Genomic DNA, 15,445 nt, shown 5'->3' with positions numbered 1-15,445 from the left:
TAATTTTCAATTAAATAATAAAAAGCCTTTAGAAAAAATGAACTGACCCCATAAACTTGGACAGTTTATAAATTATAAAGACAAGGACTGATTTCGATATTCTATCGGACTCAGTCCTTTTAGTTTGAGCTTAATTCGATCATTATTGTAATAATCGATGTACTCATGAATCTCTTTCTCTAATTGATCGATAGATTCAAATTTTTTCACATGAAATAGCTCTGATTTCAAAACACCAAAGAAGTTCTCAATCACAGCATTATCATAGCAATTGCCTTTGCGTGACATGCTTTGTCTAACTTTGTGATCTTTTAAAGATTGTTGGTACTGTTTCATTTGATATTGCCAACCTTGATCAGAATGTAAAATCAGTTTCTTGCGTCCTTTCTTATGTAACTTTAAATGCTTCAATGCCTTATTCAGCATTTTACCCACCAACTCATATTTGGAGTTTTTAGCAACTTCATAGCTAATAATTTCCTGATTATATAGATCTAAAATCGGAGATAAATACAGCTTTTCACCGTTCACTTTAAACTCTGTGACATCTGTTACCCATTTTTGGTTGGGCCTTTGAGCCTTAAAATTACGCTTCAAAATATTCTTCGCTATTTTTCCAACTTTTCCTTTATAAGATTGGTATTTCTTCGGTCTTACTAAAGATTTAAGATTCAGTAATCGCATGATTCTTTGAACTTTTTTATGGTTAATGGGGAAATCTTTTTGTAATATCGCAGTGATGCGACGATAACCATATCGACCTTTATGCTCATGAAAAAGGGCTGTTATCCTTGCTTTAAGGCTTTCATCTGAATCAGGCTTAGCCAATACTGCCTTATGATAGTAATAAGTGCTTTTGGCTAGATTCATGATTTTCAGTAACGATGACAATGAATGCTTTACTTTGAGTTCTTCTGCGATGATTGTTTGCGCCTGAGCGCTTCTTCCTTCTCGTCCAATTCCTGAAACTTTTTTAACACATCATTCTCCGCACGAAGATAGGCTAATTCAGCTTGAAGTTGATCTATCAACTTTTCTTGTTCAGTGCGATTATCAGGTTTTTTGGGCAATCTCATCTTTTTAGGTCTTCCTTTTTGACGTGGTTCAAGTGCACTCAAACCACCTTCTTTAAACAGTGATTGCCATTCTAATATAGAAGTAAATGCTGGAATATTAAAATATGAAGCCGCTTCGCGGGCAGAGTAATAATGATCTGACATAAACTTCAATACATAATATTTGAATTCAGCAGAATATAATCGTTTTGTTGTTCTTGGCTGAATCCCTGATTGACCATGATACTGATAAGCTTTGACCCACTTTTTAACGGTGGAGTGATCAATATTAAAATGATCAGCTGTAGAGCTATATCCATTTCCTTTTTGATAAAACTTAACAACTTTTAATTTGAAATCAAAAGAATACTTCGCCATATAAAAACACCCCAAAGTTGTGTCCAACTTTTGGGGTGCAGTTCAAAATTCTAAAGGCTTTTTGAAATAATATATTTTCAGTGATTATTGAGTGATTAACTGCTCAATTGGCACTGGCGTTTCTTCTGCTTTCAACGCTGCTTTTTCAGCATTGATGTAATCCATAATTGCGCTTGTTAATGGTTTTGTATTATCACCAGAAATCGCAGAGATTTGGAAACATGGACCTTCCCACTGAATCTCTTTCAAGAAATCAGCGATGCGCTCTTCGCGTTCATCTTCAGGGATTAAATCCAATTTATTCAATACTAACCAACGATCTTTCTTCGCCATCTCTTCATCATACTGCTCCAATTCCTTCGTGATCACACGGAAATCTTCAACAGGATCTTGTGAATCGCTGTATGGAGACATATCAACCAAGTGCAACATAATGGATGTACGAGATAAGTGACGCAAGAATTTATGGCCTAAGCCAGCACCTTCTGCCGCACCTTCGATTAATCCTGGAATATCTGCCATTACAAAGCTATCCAATGGGCCAACACTCACAACACCTAAGTTAGGATGCAAGGTTGTAAATGGATAATCTGCAACTTTTGGACGCGCTGCTGATACAGCTCGAATCAATGTTGATTTACCTGCATTTGGTAAACCTAACAAACCAACATCTGCCAATACTTTCAATTCCAAACGCAAACGGCGTTCTTCACCTGGCGTACCTGGCTTAGTTTGTCTTGGTGCACGGTTAGTGGACGATTTAAAGCGCGTATTACCCAAACCGTGGAAACCACCTTGAGCAACTTTAGCCACTTGACCATCTTCTGTTAAGTCGCAAATGAATTCATTTGTATCAGCATCGTGTACTTGCGTACCTAATGGAACAACCAAAACTAAATCTTCACCTGCCGCACCTGTACAGTTTGCACCACGACCATTTTCGCCGCGCTTTGCTTTGAATGTTTTAGCAAAACGGAAATCTACTAACGTATTTACAGCATCTGATGCTTGTAGAAAAATACTACCGCCATCACCGCCATCACCGCCATCAGGTCCTCCGAAAGGGATGAACTTCTCGCGACGAAAACTTAAACATCCATCACCACCATTACCTGCTTCAACCGTAATGATCACCTCATCAACGAATTTCATCTGCCCTCCTTGAACTGACAGCATAAATAATAAAAGCCCCAATAAAAGGGGCTTTTAAAAAAACTAAAATTTATTAAGCAACTGGTTGGATGCTTACAAACTTACGGTTTTTTTGTCCTTTTACTTCAAAAACAACGTGACCATCAGCTTTAGCAAATAAAGTGTGATCTTTACCCAAACCTACGTTGTCACCAGCGTGGAAACGAGTACCACGTTGACGAACGATGATAGAACCCGCAGGAACCAATTCACCGCCAAAACGCTTAACACCTAAGCGTTTACTTTCGGAATCGCGACCGTTACGGCTGGAGCCGACGCCTTTCTTCTGTGCCATGTTTAAATCCTCTTATACGTCTAGGAATCTTGCAATTATGCAGAGATGCTAGAAATTTTAACTTCAGTAAAGTGTTGACGATGTCCAGCGTGCTTGCGAGAATGCTTACGACGACGGAACTTGATGATTTCGATCTTACGTCCACGACCTTGCTTCAATACTTCTGCAACTACTTTAGCATTTGCAACAAGTGGTGTACCAACAGTTGTAGAACCGTCTTTACCTACTAACAATACTTCTGCAAATTCTACGTTAGAACCTTCAGCAGCGCCTTCTAATTTTTCAATGCGAAGGATTTGACCTTCAGCTACACGGTATTGTTTACCGCCTGTTTTGATTACAGCATACATGTGTAATGCTCCAAATAGTTAAGTGAATCTGAATTCTTTTGCTATCATGTTGAACAAGTCAACAAGAAATAACAGTCCATAAAAAGGACGTGATTGTATAAAAAAAAATGGTTTGCGTCAAGATTAAGCACCTTATTCTTGACATCTTTTTTTCCAAATTAATATGTTAATCTTGTCAATTGTAGCAAAAATCAGACAATTTTCTAAGCAAAAATTTCATTTATTCACATTCACCTAACAATCGGCCCATTTTAAATTCAGAGACCACTTTTTTATTCCCATCTTCTATTTTTGTGATTTCCAGCAATGTCGACAAAGATCTCTCTTTTGACATTGTGCTAAAATGAATGCTTTCACCTTCTGCCAATTCCTTACAATGCTTTAATGTCACCGCAAAATAATTTTGACTTTGGCTATCGATTCTAACCTGACAATCCTGCTGACTTTTTAACAATATCCCACCAATCACCGATTGCCCCGAACGAATACACCTTTTCTCTTCTGTATTACGAACAATTACATCATCCACTTTTGTTGTGACAGTAAAATCATAATAACCTGGCGTTACACTATAAACCTCTTGTTTCATTTGTTTTGGCGTGTCTGCATCACATGCACCTTTATATCGTCCTTTTAATACAACCTGAGATTGATTAGATACATCCATAACCAATAAAAATTGCTGATTATTTATCGTTTCATTCACCGAGATTTCCATCGGTTGATTATTTTTATCCAAACATTGAATAATGTAACGTCCAATTTCTTTGCCAGCAATCTTTTGACAACGCTGATAAGTTTTTGACATAAAATCAAATGCCATTGATTTTGCATCTTTATCATTAAAGCATGCAATATAATCTGTTCGTTTAGAGGCAATCTTACCTTCCATTGTCATTGTTGAGCGCACATCATAACCGCCTTCAAGCAATGTCTCTGCCATCGTAGCATTCAGCCCAGCACATAACAGCAATCCAACTAAGGAGATCCATTTTTGACCATGCATACTTTTTATCCTTATAATTATTTTCTATGCATTATATCAAGCTTATAAACATTACCAACATCACTCTCCTAACTAAAGGAGAATGATATGACATGAATGATGATTTACTCTTGTGACTTTCGATCCATTTTCGCAAAGATATTCGCCAAAATCGCACCACTAATATTGTGCCAAACACTGAATAAGGCGCTTGGTACTGCCACAATAGGATCAAAATGTTTATTGGCTAATGCAGCACCCAATCCACTATTTTGCATACCGACTTCAATGGCAATCGCTTTACGTTGTGCCAATCCTAATCCCATAATTCTCGCTAAAACATAACCAACGATATAGCCCAATGTATTATGGATCATCACAATAGCAATAATGATCAAGCCTGTTTCTTGTAATCGCACCTGATTCAATGCCACCACAATTGCAACAATCATCACAATACCAAATACAGAAACAATGGGTAAAACTGGCATAACATACTTAACATTTGATCGTAATGCCATACGAACAATTAAACCGAGCACAATCGGCACAATGACAAATTGTATAATCGACATCATCATTGCATAGAAAGAAACATTGATGCTTTCAGCAGCTAATAATTTTAATAATAATGGCGTCATAAATGGCGCTAGTAATGTCGTAATACTTGTAATTGTCACACTCAACGCAACATCACCACGAGATAAGTAAGTAATCACATTACTGGATGTACCGCCTGGACAAGAACCCACTAAAACAACACCCAAAGCTAACATAGGATCGATATTAAACAGCTTCACTAATCCTAAGGCTAAAAGCGGCATAATAATGAATTGTGAACCAACACCTAATAATACTTGCCATGGCTTCTTCACAACTTGAGAAAAATCCGCTAATGTCAGCGTTAATCCCATTCCAAACATAATAATGCCAAGAAAATAAGTAATCAGCCAAGCCAAGGAATTAAACAATGACGGAATAAAAAATCCTAATAATGCGAACAATAATGTCCAAATGGCAAAAGTTTTACCAATAAATTCTGAAAATAAATTTAACAAACGCATAGAGCAGCCTTCAATTAATATTGAATCAATAAACTAGATTTTGTGTATAAAAATTTGGGTAACGTGCTGATGAGTGCGATTTTGTCGCGAAGGATGCACTCATTTGAGTATACATAGGCTATGAATACTGTAAAGACAATTTTCAGGAAATAGTTCACAAATTATTTATAATAATCACTTATTTTTAACCCTTTTAATCAAAATAATACGGACCAATTATGAATAATGATAAAGAGTACGAAGTAGTCATCATTAAAGATGAACCCGAGATCATTCAACCTTCCAACGATAATGATAAATATCGTTCACTCAGCGAAGCCATTAACTTTGATTATGACTTTTCTATTTCTGACATCATCGCTGAAGCTTGGAAAATGGTTCACGGCAATAAATTACCCATTTTCATCGCCATACTTTTAGCAAGTATTTTTAGCTCTATCGTCTCTTATACTGGTGAGTTTTTTGCAATACTCTTTGAGCAAATCCCAGCGCTAAGCATTGTAATCAGCGTGTTATTTGATAGCGCCAGTGCTGTATTTATCGTGGGCGTCATCATCGTCGTACTAAAGCTATCCAATCGAGAAACTGTTGATGCGGCAGGAGATTTTTGTAAATTCACCAAATTTTGGTTACCGATGTTAATTCTATCTGTCATGATGACATTGATCATCGCATTAGGATTCGTACTATTAATCATTCCTGGAATCTATCTTGTCATCGCTTATTCTCTTGCTTATTGGATCCTAGTGATTCATCCCAATGAATCCTTTTGGGATATCCTAGAAGCATCGCGTAAAATTGTGTCTCGCCATTGGTTCAAATTTCTTGGTTTAAATTTAATATTGGGCATTATTTTACTGATTTCTCTCATCCCACTTGGCATTGGATTAATCTGGACATTACCACTTTATAACTTCACTTATGCACTCATCTTCAAAAAGATTTTTGAAAAATAAGCGCTCAGCATATAACTCAAAACATAAAAAGCCGATTCCATTATGAAATCGGCTTTTTGCCATCTAATCTTCAACTATCAATCTGATCGAAATTATTTCTCTCTCAACATTGGGAAACCCAATGCTTCACGGCTTGCATAATATGCTTGTGCAACTGATTTAGCCAATTCGCGTACGCGCAAAATGTAAGATTGGCGTTCAGTAACAGAGATCGCTTTACGCGCATCCAATAAATTAAATGTGTGAGATGCTTTTAACACCATCTCATACGCTGGCAATGCTAATTTTTCTTCGATTAAATGCTTCGCTTCTTTTTCAAAGAAGTTGAACTGAGTTAATAAGAAATCCACATCCGCATGCTCAAAGTTAAAGGTTGATTGTTCCACTTCATTTTGATGGAAAACATCACCGTAAGTGACAGTGCCAAATGGTGTTTCTGACCAAACTAAATCATAAACGCTTTCAACATTTTGCAAATACATTGCTAAACGCTCTAAACCATAAGTGATTTCGCCCATCACTGGTTTACATTCCAAGCCGCCCACTTGTTGGAAATACGTGAACTGTGTAACTTCCATACCATTCAACCAAACTTCCCAGCCTAAACCCCAAGCACCTAAAGTTGGTGATTCCCAGTTATCTTCCACAAAGCGAACATCGTGTACTTTTGTATTGATGCCCAATACATTCAAAGATTCCAAATACAATTCTTGGAAGTTTTCTGGTGATGGCTTCACAACAACTTGGAATTGATAATAATGTTGCAAACGATTTGGATTTTCACCATAACGACCATCTGTTGGACGACGAGATGGTTGAACATAAGCAGAAGCCCAAGGCTCTGGCCCTAATGAACGCAAGAAAGTTGCTGAATGGAATGTTCCCGCACCCACTTCCATATCGTATGGCTGTAACAACACACATCCTTGTTCTGCCCAGAATGTTTGCAGTTTTAGAATCATTTCCTGAAATGTTAATACTTTTGACATAATTTCGTTTTACCTTAAAAAATTGGCGATATTATAGCGAGTTCACAGTTATTTAATCACTTTTTTTAAATAATGATAACTGTGCATCACGAATATCATCTTTAAAACTCTTCTCAAACTCATCATCTTCAAATGGCTTAATGGCCATTGCACTATTATCTCTAAAGCGCAATTCACTTTGCGGCACAGGAATTTCAATATTATTAGAACGAAGTGCTGTATCAATCGCCCACATATAAGCAGCATGCACAGCATTTGGACGCTTAACTGCGCGCGCTGTCAACCAAACCACCAATTCAAACTCATAATAATAATCCCCAAAGCGATTCAACCAAACCGCAGGATTTCTACCTGGAATCCCTTTTAAAGTATGTGGCACTTCTTCCGCTGCCTTCAAAACGGCTTCTCTCACAAATTCTTTATCCACGCCATAAGCCACTTTAAATGGATAACGAATACGACGATGCGGCTCCGTTAACGTCCAGTTCAGCATCTTTGTATTAATCAATTCGGAGTTTGGAATGACGATCTCAATATTATCGTTATCCGCAATAATCGTTGCACGGACATTAATGGCACGAACTTCACCACGTAAATTACGCTCTTGTAACTCAATGAAATCACCCACTTTTAATGAGCGTTCAAATAAAATAATCAGACCAGACACAAAATTACTTAAAATCGACTGTAAACCAAAACCCAAACCGATTGCCAGAGCACCTGCGACGAGTGCGAAGTTTGTAAAATCAATCCCGATAATGGTTAAGCCACCTAAAAAACCAATGGAAATCACAGAGTAATAAGTTAATCGTCCTGTTAAATAATAGGCAGGTAATTTTTCACCACCATTACGATTTCCCACTCGAACCAATAATTTATTGATCCAAAATGCAGCCCACCATGCAACAAATAGAACCAGTACAAATCGTACTAATCCGCTCGCCGTTACAGGCGTATCGCCCACTTTAAATAAAGCCGTGGATGTAGAATTTTTCACAAAACGCCAAGAATCACTCAAAAAGAGTCGCACTTTATAATAAGTATTTCGCCAACCGCCGCTCAGCGCAAGAATCTTCTCTTTGGATAAATTAGAGATATATTCGCTATCATCCAATAACACATTTAAACGCTGCAAGTTAATGGCTGTATCTTGAATCAAATTAGAGCGATCTTGAATAATATTACGCAAAAACAGCGATTGTTCGCCTTCTATGGGCGTTTCAGCTAAAAGCTCTGTTGAACGAATGCGTTCAATTTCATTCTGCTCCGTTCGTCCTGCTGCTTTGGCATTTAACTCTTCTAACTCAACATCATAACGGCGGACATTTTTTAATGCTTGTTCGTTATCAGTATCAGGATTATGAAGCAATTGCAGTAAATTCAACTGCATCTTATAAAATACGATTTGTGCTTGTGCGGCGGCCAAATGAACTTGGGTATTCAATACACGAAGTTCACGATATCTAGCAACTGCTGCATCTTCCTTTGTGCCTGTCGACTCTAACGATGCGACAAATTGCTGCTCTCTCGATAATTTCGTTGTGATCTCTTGCACTCTTTGTTCAGATTGCCCAATGGCATCTCGTAATTGTTTAATCTCTTCATCGGATGTTGAAATCAAACCCACTGCAATACCCAGCACAGCTTTAATATCATCTAAACGTAAATTAATATTAGCCAATTCTGCTTTCATCGTTTTATTGCGCTCATCAATTAACACAGCTTCTGTTTGTGTCAAAATGATGTTTAAACCTTCACCAAAACGATTGCTATCTGTGTTTGTCATATCTAAATAACGCGCAAGATTAGTATTCAGCTGACGATCCAATGTTCTTAACTGTTTTTCATATTCGCTGATCTCTAAACGAATGCGTTGTGCACTACCTTTTAACTCTCGCTCTTGATGAGTTAAATCTATGACTTGCTTAATCGTATAAGTTTCTGCAATGGCCAACTTTGCCGCATTAGGCTTAGATACTTTTTTACTCACCAACGTTTCATAAGCTGTCAGATTAGCTGATATTTGACTCAAAATTGGCTGATATTTTTTCTGTTCATCCAGTGGCAAATGGCTGATCTGTTCATTGACTTGACCAACGAACTCACCAATTGCTAACTTTAATTCATCGCCTGTTTTGGTGGAAAAATAGCTCCACCATGTCGTCACGAGCTTAAGTGGATCAGGTAAATTATGAACTTTTTTATCGTTATTTTTGTTTCCTAAACCATCGGATAAAATGGTGTTAATCGGCAATGCTTGGCTGAACGCGATATTCGTGCTAATCGGCAGCACCAACAACCACATCATTAATGTTGCCAAAGCTATGTTTCTTTTTTTCACCTAACCACCTTAGTCCAAAAATTTAATCTTACTTGATTATTATTGCATTAGTCGCTTTTTATGACAGAAAAAGACAAAGAGCTAGTATTATATACTTCATTTGAGTAAAATTGCAGAGTTTAACTCACTCATTAAAGATTAAAAACATCGGGGATTATTGTGGCAAAAAGCAAAAATACGGATGAAACAATTGAAGGCAAATTGAATTCAATTGATACAATCATAGAACAGCTCGAATCGGGCGAGTTGACGCTTGAGCAATCATTAAAACTATTTACTGATGGCACAAAACTCATTCATGATTGCCGTAACATTTTAGACAGCACCGCCAAAAAAATTGACAAAATCTCACAATCCAAAACCATGGACAGTGATGATTTCAATGATGATATTCCTTTTTAAAGCCTCAATCAGGTATCCATTATGTTTCAATTTAGAGAAGAATTTGAGTGCTATTTAGCCAAATATTTAGATAAACTTCCCACCGTTCCATTATTAAAAGAAGCGATGTCTTACAGCGCATTGGATGGCGGCAAACGCATTCGTCCACTATTGGTATTTGCAGGCGGCCAATTAAGTGGTGCCAATCATCAAGCCTTATTACCGATTGCAGCAGCCATCGAAATGATTCATTGCTACTCATTAGTCCATGATGATCTACCTGCAATGGATGATGATGATTTTCGCCGTGGTAAACCCAGCAATCACAAAGCCTATGATGAAGCAACAGCGATTTTAGTAGGCGATGCACTATTAACTGAAGCATTTGCATTACTATCTCATGATGAAAATTTCACTGCTGAAACGAAAGTAGAGCTCCTTAAAATGCTCAGCACAGCTTCTGGCGCACTTGGCATGATTAAAGGCCAATTCTTAGATATGCAAGCTGAACAAAAACCTGTGACGCTAGAAGAATTACAAGAGATACACAACAACAAGACTGGTGCATTGATCAAAGCGAGTATTTTAATGGGCTATATAGCGGGCAAAGCACAATCCGCAGAATCACTACAATCGTTAGCAACTTTCTCTCAAAAAGTTGGGCTAATGTTCCAAATTCAAGATGATATTTTAGATGCCACCAGTTCTTCTGAAGTATTAGGCAAAAGCGCAGGCAAAGATGCTGAACAAGAAAAAGCCACCTATGTTAATTTGCTAGGCATTGAAACTGCACAAGATTACATGCAAAAACTCAATACCGAAGCTTTAGCACTATTAACACCGTTTCAAACCAATGCAGATCCTTTAAAAGCCTTAACGCTTTATGTGATCGAAAGGCAGAATTAACAATGTCACTCTTAACCCAAATTCAAACCCCACAAGACTTAAAACGTCTCTCACCACAAGAGTTGCAACAACTTGTGAATGAATTACGCCAGTTTTTAATTAACAGCGTATTGGAAAGCGGTGGGCATTTTGCATCTGGTTTAGGTGTGATTGAATTAACAGTTGCATTGCATTATGTATTTGATGCACCAGAAGATTCGATTGTGTGGGATGTTGGGCATCAAGCTTATCCGCATAAAATTTTGACTGAACGTCGTGATCAACTTAAATCCATTCGTCAAAAAGATGGTTTAAAACCATTTCCTTGCCCAAAAGAGAGCAAATACGATGCATTTACCGTTGGGCACTCTTCAACATCGGTCAGCGCTGCTTTAGGTATGAGCATTGCTAATGAATTATTACATGCACATCATCATGCCGTTGCTGTGATTGGCGATGGTGCTTTGACAGCTGGTATGGCTTTTGAAGCATTGAATCATGCAGGTGCAATCAAAGCAGATATGTTGGTTATTTTGAATGATAACAACATGTCAATTTCACCAAATGTTGGCGCACTCAGCAACATGGTGACAAAAACATTATCCAACCCGATCATGCAATCACTCCGTTCGGAAGGTAAACGCTTCATCCAAAGCTTGCCATTGCCACATGCTGTAGAATTGGCAAAGCGCACAGAAGAACAAATCAAAAACATGGTTGCAGGCGATGGCGGATTATTTGAATCCCTAGATTTCCAATATTTTGGTCCTGTGGATGGTCATGATTTACCATCGTTGATCAAAATATTACAAAATTTAAAACAAAAGCGTGGCCCAAAACTTTTGCATTTGATCACACAAAAAGGCAAAGGCTATTCTCAAGCAGAATCTGCACCTGTGAAATTTCACGCAGTTTCAGCACCCAAACCTGTCGACAAAGTTGAAACAAAACCTGCTGCAAAAACTTATACACAGATTTTTTCACAGTGGATTTGTGATGTTGCAGAAAAAGATCATAAAATTGTCGCAGTAACACCTGCAATGCGCGAAGGCTCTGGCTTAGTTGAATTTGATCAACGTTTTCCTAAACGTTTCTTTGACGTTGCGATCGCAGAACAGCACGCAGTAACAATCGCCGCTGGTATGGCAATGAAAGGCTTAAAACCTGTGGTTGCGATCTACTCAACATTCTTACAGCGCGCTTATGATCAATTGATTCATGATGTTGCATTGCAAGATTTGCCAATCGTATTCGCTATTGATCGCGCTGGCGTTGTAGGTCCTGATGGCCCAACGCACATTGGTGCATTTGATTTAGCTTATTTGCGCATTGTGCCAAATATGGTGATCATGGCGCCATCTGATGAAAATGAACAATATCACATGCTAAATTTGGCATTAACTGTGCCACATCCAACTGCTGTGCGTTATCCTCGCGGTTCAGGCGAAGGCATGGAAGTGACAGAAACATTAGACATTCAATTTGGTAAAGCCAATATTATCCGTAAAGGTGTGGATACTGTCATTTTCGCAGTAGGAACTATGCTTCATGTTGCAGAAAAAACAGCGAATGCACTCAATGCAACCTTAGTGGATTTACGATTTGTGAAACCATTAGATGCAGAGTTAATTATTGCTGAAGCTAAAAAACATAGCATCATCATTACGATTGAAGATGGCGTTGTGACTGGCGGTGTTGGTACTGCGATCCAAGAATTATTAGCGAAAAACTATATCTTTAAGCCTATCAAAACTTTTGGTTTACCAGATACATTCTTAGAGCATGGCGAGCGCCATGAAGTTCTAGCAATGGCAGGCTTAGAAGAAAATCAATTCCTAAAAGATGTGACAGAATTCAGAACAAAAATTCTAGCCTAAGCCTAAGTTCATCAAACATATTCTGATGCGGCATGTGCAGAAGCCCATGCCCATTGGAAGTTAAATCCGCCCAATTGCCCCGAAACATCCAAAACTTCACCCACAAAAAACAAGCCTTTTTGCTTTTGGCTCTCCATCGTTTTGGATGAAATTTCTGTTGTATCTACTCCACCTAAAGTGACTTCTGCTGTGCGATAACCTTCTGTGCCTGCGGGTTTCACTTCAAACTGATGCAAGGATGATGCAACTTGCAAAAGCCTTTCATCGCTCCATTGACCAATCATAATTTCAGCATTATCTTTCCACAATAACTCTTGAAGCTCTAACACTAAATTTTTCGGTAAATATTCTGTTAATAATGTGCGCAATAGAATTTTAGGTTGGCTATTTTTCTTAGCTTTAAACAGCTGTGATAAATCTTCTTGCGGTAAGAAATCAATATTAAAACTCTGCCCTGCTTGCCAATAATTAGATAACTGTAATGAGCTTGGTCCACTTAAGCCACGATGTGTGAATAATAAGGCTTCTGTAAAACTCTGCTGATCATTCGATAACGTTGCATCAATCGCATTACCACTCAAGCGCACCGTGATCTCTTTCATGGCATCTGAAAATGTAAATGGCACTAATCCTGCACGCGTTGGAAATACTTTGTGCCCAAATTGCTTGGCGATTTCATAACCAATGCCAGATCCACCCAATGTTGGAATGGATAATCCACCTGTTGCCACAACCACAGATTCAGCTTCAAAATTTCCTGCTACTGTTTGAACTTTGAATCGTCCATTTTGTAGAACATTCACGGACTGCACTTCGCTATGTGTGCGAATCTCTACATTTTTTGTATGTTCACACTCTTCAACCAACATTGCTAAAATCTGCTTAGCACCATTCAATGTGAACAGTCGACCATGTGCACGCTCTTCATATTCAATGCCATGTTCACACACTAAACTGATGAAGTCCCAGTTGGTGTAACGTTTCAAAGCTGAAATCGTAAAAGGATGATTATGCGTAATGTAGTTATTGGATTCCACATCTAGATTGGTGAAATTACATTTGCCACCGCCAGACATTAAGATTTTTTTGCCAATCTTATTGGCTTTTTCTAGCACAAGAACTTTGCGACCACGTTGCCCTGCCATAAATGCCAGCATTAAGCCTGATGCGCCTGCACCAATAATAATCACATCATATTGTTTATTCGACATAGTTCCACAGCTGATTGGCTAAAACGCGCCATTATATGTGATTTTATCAGCTTGTGCGACACCAAGGCGATGCTGCCTTGGTGCTTACCCTGTTAAGCCTCTTTTTTGAGAGGTTCAAAACTCAGAGATAAGAAGTACTCCAAAGTATCATCTTTAATCTCTAACCATGGCATGGGTAATTCTGGTGCCAAAGTATTGGTTTGTGTGGAACGATAAGATCTCTCACGGAAACCCATGATGTCGTTTTTCTTATCTTCTTGCCACTCTTTTAAAATTTCTGCTTGCGTTTCAATCGCAAAGTCAGGGTAATCAGTTAAATCAATAAGATCACGAACATAAGATGCTTGGAAATCAATAGAATCATAACAAGTTTCTGCTTGATCTCTACGTGTTAGCCATTGATCCATATCGACTTGTCGCTCTGATTCATCGGGCAGCTCAAAACGACCAATCATATAATCACGTGCCAACCATGCTTGTGCATCAAACATGTTGAAGGTGAAATATTGATCCTGCATACCCAAATAGATTAACTGAGGATGCTCCTGCCAAAAGATCCCTTTGTAAAGGTTCTCAGGATAGAGACAATTGTGCGTTTGTAAACGCAAACGATCTTCCAAAAATGGGAAGTGAAATTGATAGCCCGTGCATAGAATAATGGCATCAAATGCTTGACTACTACCATCTTTAAAATGCGCCACATTGCCATCAAAATGTGTCAACAATGGTACTTCTGCAATACCATCAGGCCAATCAAAACCTAATGGATTTGAACGATAACTAATCGTAATCGAGTTTGCACCATATTTGTAGCATTGTGTTGCAATGTCTTCTGCGGAATAACTACTGCCGACTAAAAGAATATCTCGGCCTTCAAACTCTAATGCATCACGGAAATCATGTGCATGTAAAATTCTGCCAGGGAATTGATCTAGTCCTTCAAAATACGGCATATTTGGTGTTGAAAAATGTCCTGTTGCCACAACAACATAATCGAATTCTTCTGTTTCTTGTTGCTCTGTTTTATGGTTCATCACTGTGACTGTGAATTTTTCTGTTGCATCATCAAATGTAACCCAACGAACAGGACATTCAAATTTAATATATTTACGAATGTCCTGCTTATTAATGCGCCCCATAATGTAATCTTTTAAAACTGCGCGCGGTGGATATGATGGGATTGGCTGACCAAAATGCTCTTCAAATGAGTAATCCGCAAACTCTAAACACTCTTTTGGTCCATTTGACCATAAATAACGATACATACTGCCATGAACAGGCTCGCCATGCTTATCTAGCCCTGTTCTCCATGTGTAATTCCACATTCCTCCTATATCATTTTGTTTTTCATAACACACGATTTCTGGTAGATCTTCTACACCTTGTAATCGTGCCGCTTCAAAAGCACGTAGCTGTGCTAACCCACTGGGCCCTGCGCCCAAAATTGCAATACGTTTCTTCTCGATCAAAACATACTCCTTTTTAGT

At 38.3% G+C, this 15,445-nt stretch carries 14 protein-coding genes; 4 read left to right on the top strand and 10 right to left on the bottom strand.

From position 1 onward, the window contains the following. Positions 1–72: 72 nt before the first annotated feature. The 6 genes from ACA100_RS04545 to ACA100_RS04520 form a co-directional block, all read right to left on the bottom strand. Positions 73–1,433 (bottom strand): IS3 family transposase gene (locus ACA100_RS04545; RefSeq protein ID WP_481076906.1). Its coding sequence is split into 2 segments (ribosomal slippage): positions 73–953 and positions 953–1,433, totalling 1,362 coding nucleotides; the frame shifts between segments, so codons are not numbered across the junction. An 84-nt stretch (positions 1,434–1,517) separates the two neighbouring features. Next, positions 1,518–2,585 carry an Obg family GTPase CgtA gene (cgtA, locus tag ACA100_RS04540; RefSeq protein ID WP_481078806.1) on the bottom strand — a complete coding sequence of 356 codons (1,068 nt, stop codon included), beginning with the start codon at positions 2,583–2,585 and terminating at the stop codon, positions 1,518–1,520. 73 nt (positions 2,586–2,658) lie between these two features. Then, positions 2,659–2,919: a 50S ribosomal protein L27 gene (gene rpmA, locus ACA100_RS04535; protein WP_077927974.1), complete on the bottom strand. Its 261-nt coding sequence runs from the start codon at positions 2,917–2,919 to the stop codon at positions 2,659–2,661. Positions 2,920–2,954: 35 nt separating this feature from the next. Next, positions 2,955–3,269, bottom strand: coding sequence for a 50S ribosomal protein L21 (rplU, locus tag ACA100_RS04530; protein WP_077925621.1), 315 nt, complete (start codon positions 3,267–3,269; stop codon positions 2,955–2,957). A 220-nt stretch (positions 3,270–3,489) separates the two neighbouring features. Next, entirely contained in the window at positions 3,490–4,275 is a 786-nt protein-coding gene (locus ACA100_RS04525; protein ID WP_481078805.1) for a hypothetical protein, read from the bottom strand. A gap of 104 nt (positions 4,276–4,379) precedes the next feature. Beyond that, entirely contained in the window at positions 4,380–5,318 is a 939-nt protein-coding gene (locus tag ACA100_RS04520) for a bile acid:sodium symporter family protein (RefSeq protein WP_481078804.1), read from the bottom strand. A 218-nt stretch (positions 5,319–5,536) separates the two neighbouring features. Here ACA100_RS04520 and ACA100_RS04515 point away from each other — a divergent pair, with 218 nt between their 5' ends. Then, a complete protein-coding gene (locus tag ACA100_RS04515) occupies positions 5,537–6,274 on the top strand; it encodes a DUF975 family protein (protein WP_481078803.1) in 738 nt (245 codons plus the stop codon). A 92-nt stretch (positions 6,275–6,366) separates the two neighbouring features. On the opposite strand, the gene glyQ is transcribed toward ACA100_RS04515, so the two are convergent. Continuing rightward, positions 6,367–7,263, bottom strand: a complete 897-nt coding sequence (gene glyQ / locus ACA100_RS04510) for a glycine--tRNA ligase subunit alpha (protein WP_481078802.1) — start codon at positions 7,261–7,263, stop codon at positions 6,367–6,369. Between the two features lie 52 nt (positions 7,264–7,315). Continuing rightward, positions 7,316–9,604, bottom strand: coding sequence for a mechanosensitive ion channel domain-containing protein (locus ACA100_RS04505; protein WP_481078801.1), 2,289 nt, complete (start codon positions 9,602–9,604; stop codon positions 7,316–7,318). A gap of 159 nt (positions 9,605–9,763) precedes the next feature. Between ACA100_RS04505 and xseB the strand changes: the two genes are divergently transcribed. From xseB to dxs, 3 genes are read left to right on the top strand one after another with little or no spacing between them, the layout of a single operon-like run. Continuing rightward, positions 9,764–10,006: an exodeoxyribonuclease VII small subunit gene (gene xseB / locus ACA100_RS04500; protein ID WP_481078800.1), complete on the top strand. Its 243-nt coding sequence runs from the start codon at positions 9,764–9,766 to the stop codon at positions 10,004–10,006. A 21-nt stretch (positions 10,007–10,027) separates the two neighbouring features. Next, positions 10,028–10,891 (top strand): polyprenyl synthetase family protein, encoded by an 864-nt coding sequence (locus ACA100_RS04495; RefSeq protein WP_481078799.1) that lies wholly within the window; start codon positions 10,028–10,030, stop codon positions 10,889–10,891. Between the two features lie 2 nt (positions 10,892–10,893). Next, the gene (gene dxs / locus ACA100_RS04490) at positions 10,894–12,747 is read left to right on the top strand and encodes a 1-deoxy-D-xylulose-5-phosphate synthase (RefSeq protein ID WP_481078798.1); all 1,854 of its coding nucleotides are present in this window, start codon (positions 10,894–10,896) and stop codon (positions 12,745–12,747) included. 11 nt (positions 12,748–12,758) lie between these two features. On the opposite strand, the gene ACA100_RS04485 is transcribed toward dxs, so the two are convergent. Together ACA100_RS04485 and ACA100_RS04480 are read right to left on the bottom strand one after the other, a co-directional pair. After that, positions 12,759–13,958 carry a BaiN/RdsA family NAD(P)/FAD-dependent oxidoreductase gene (locus ACA100_RS04485; RefSeq protein WP_481078797.1) on the bottom strand — a complete coding sequence of 400 codons (1,200 nt, stop codon included), beginning with the start codon at positions 13,956–13,958 and terminating at the stop codon, positions 12,759–12,761. A gap of 92 nt (positions 13,959–14,050) precedes the next feature. Beyond that, positions 14,051–15,427, bottom strand: a complete 1,377-nt coding sequence (locus ACA100_RS04480) for an NAD(P)-binding domain-containing protein (RefSeq protein WP_481078796.1) — start codon at positions 15,425–15,427, stop codon at positions 14,051–14,053. Between the last annotated feature and the right edge of the window lie 18 nt (positions 15,428–15,445).

This window comes from Wohlfahrtiimonas sp. XWW7 (genome assembly GCF_056716055.1).
The sequence above is the reverse complement of the archived record's forward strand: the minus strand, read 5'-3'. Positions and strand labels throughout refer to the sequence as shown.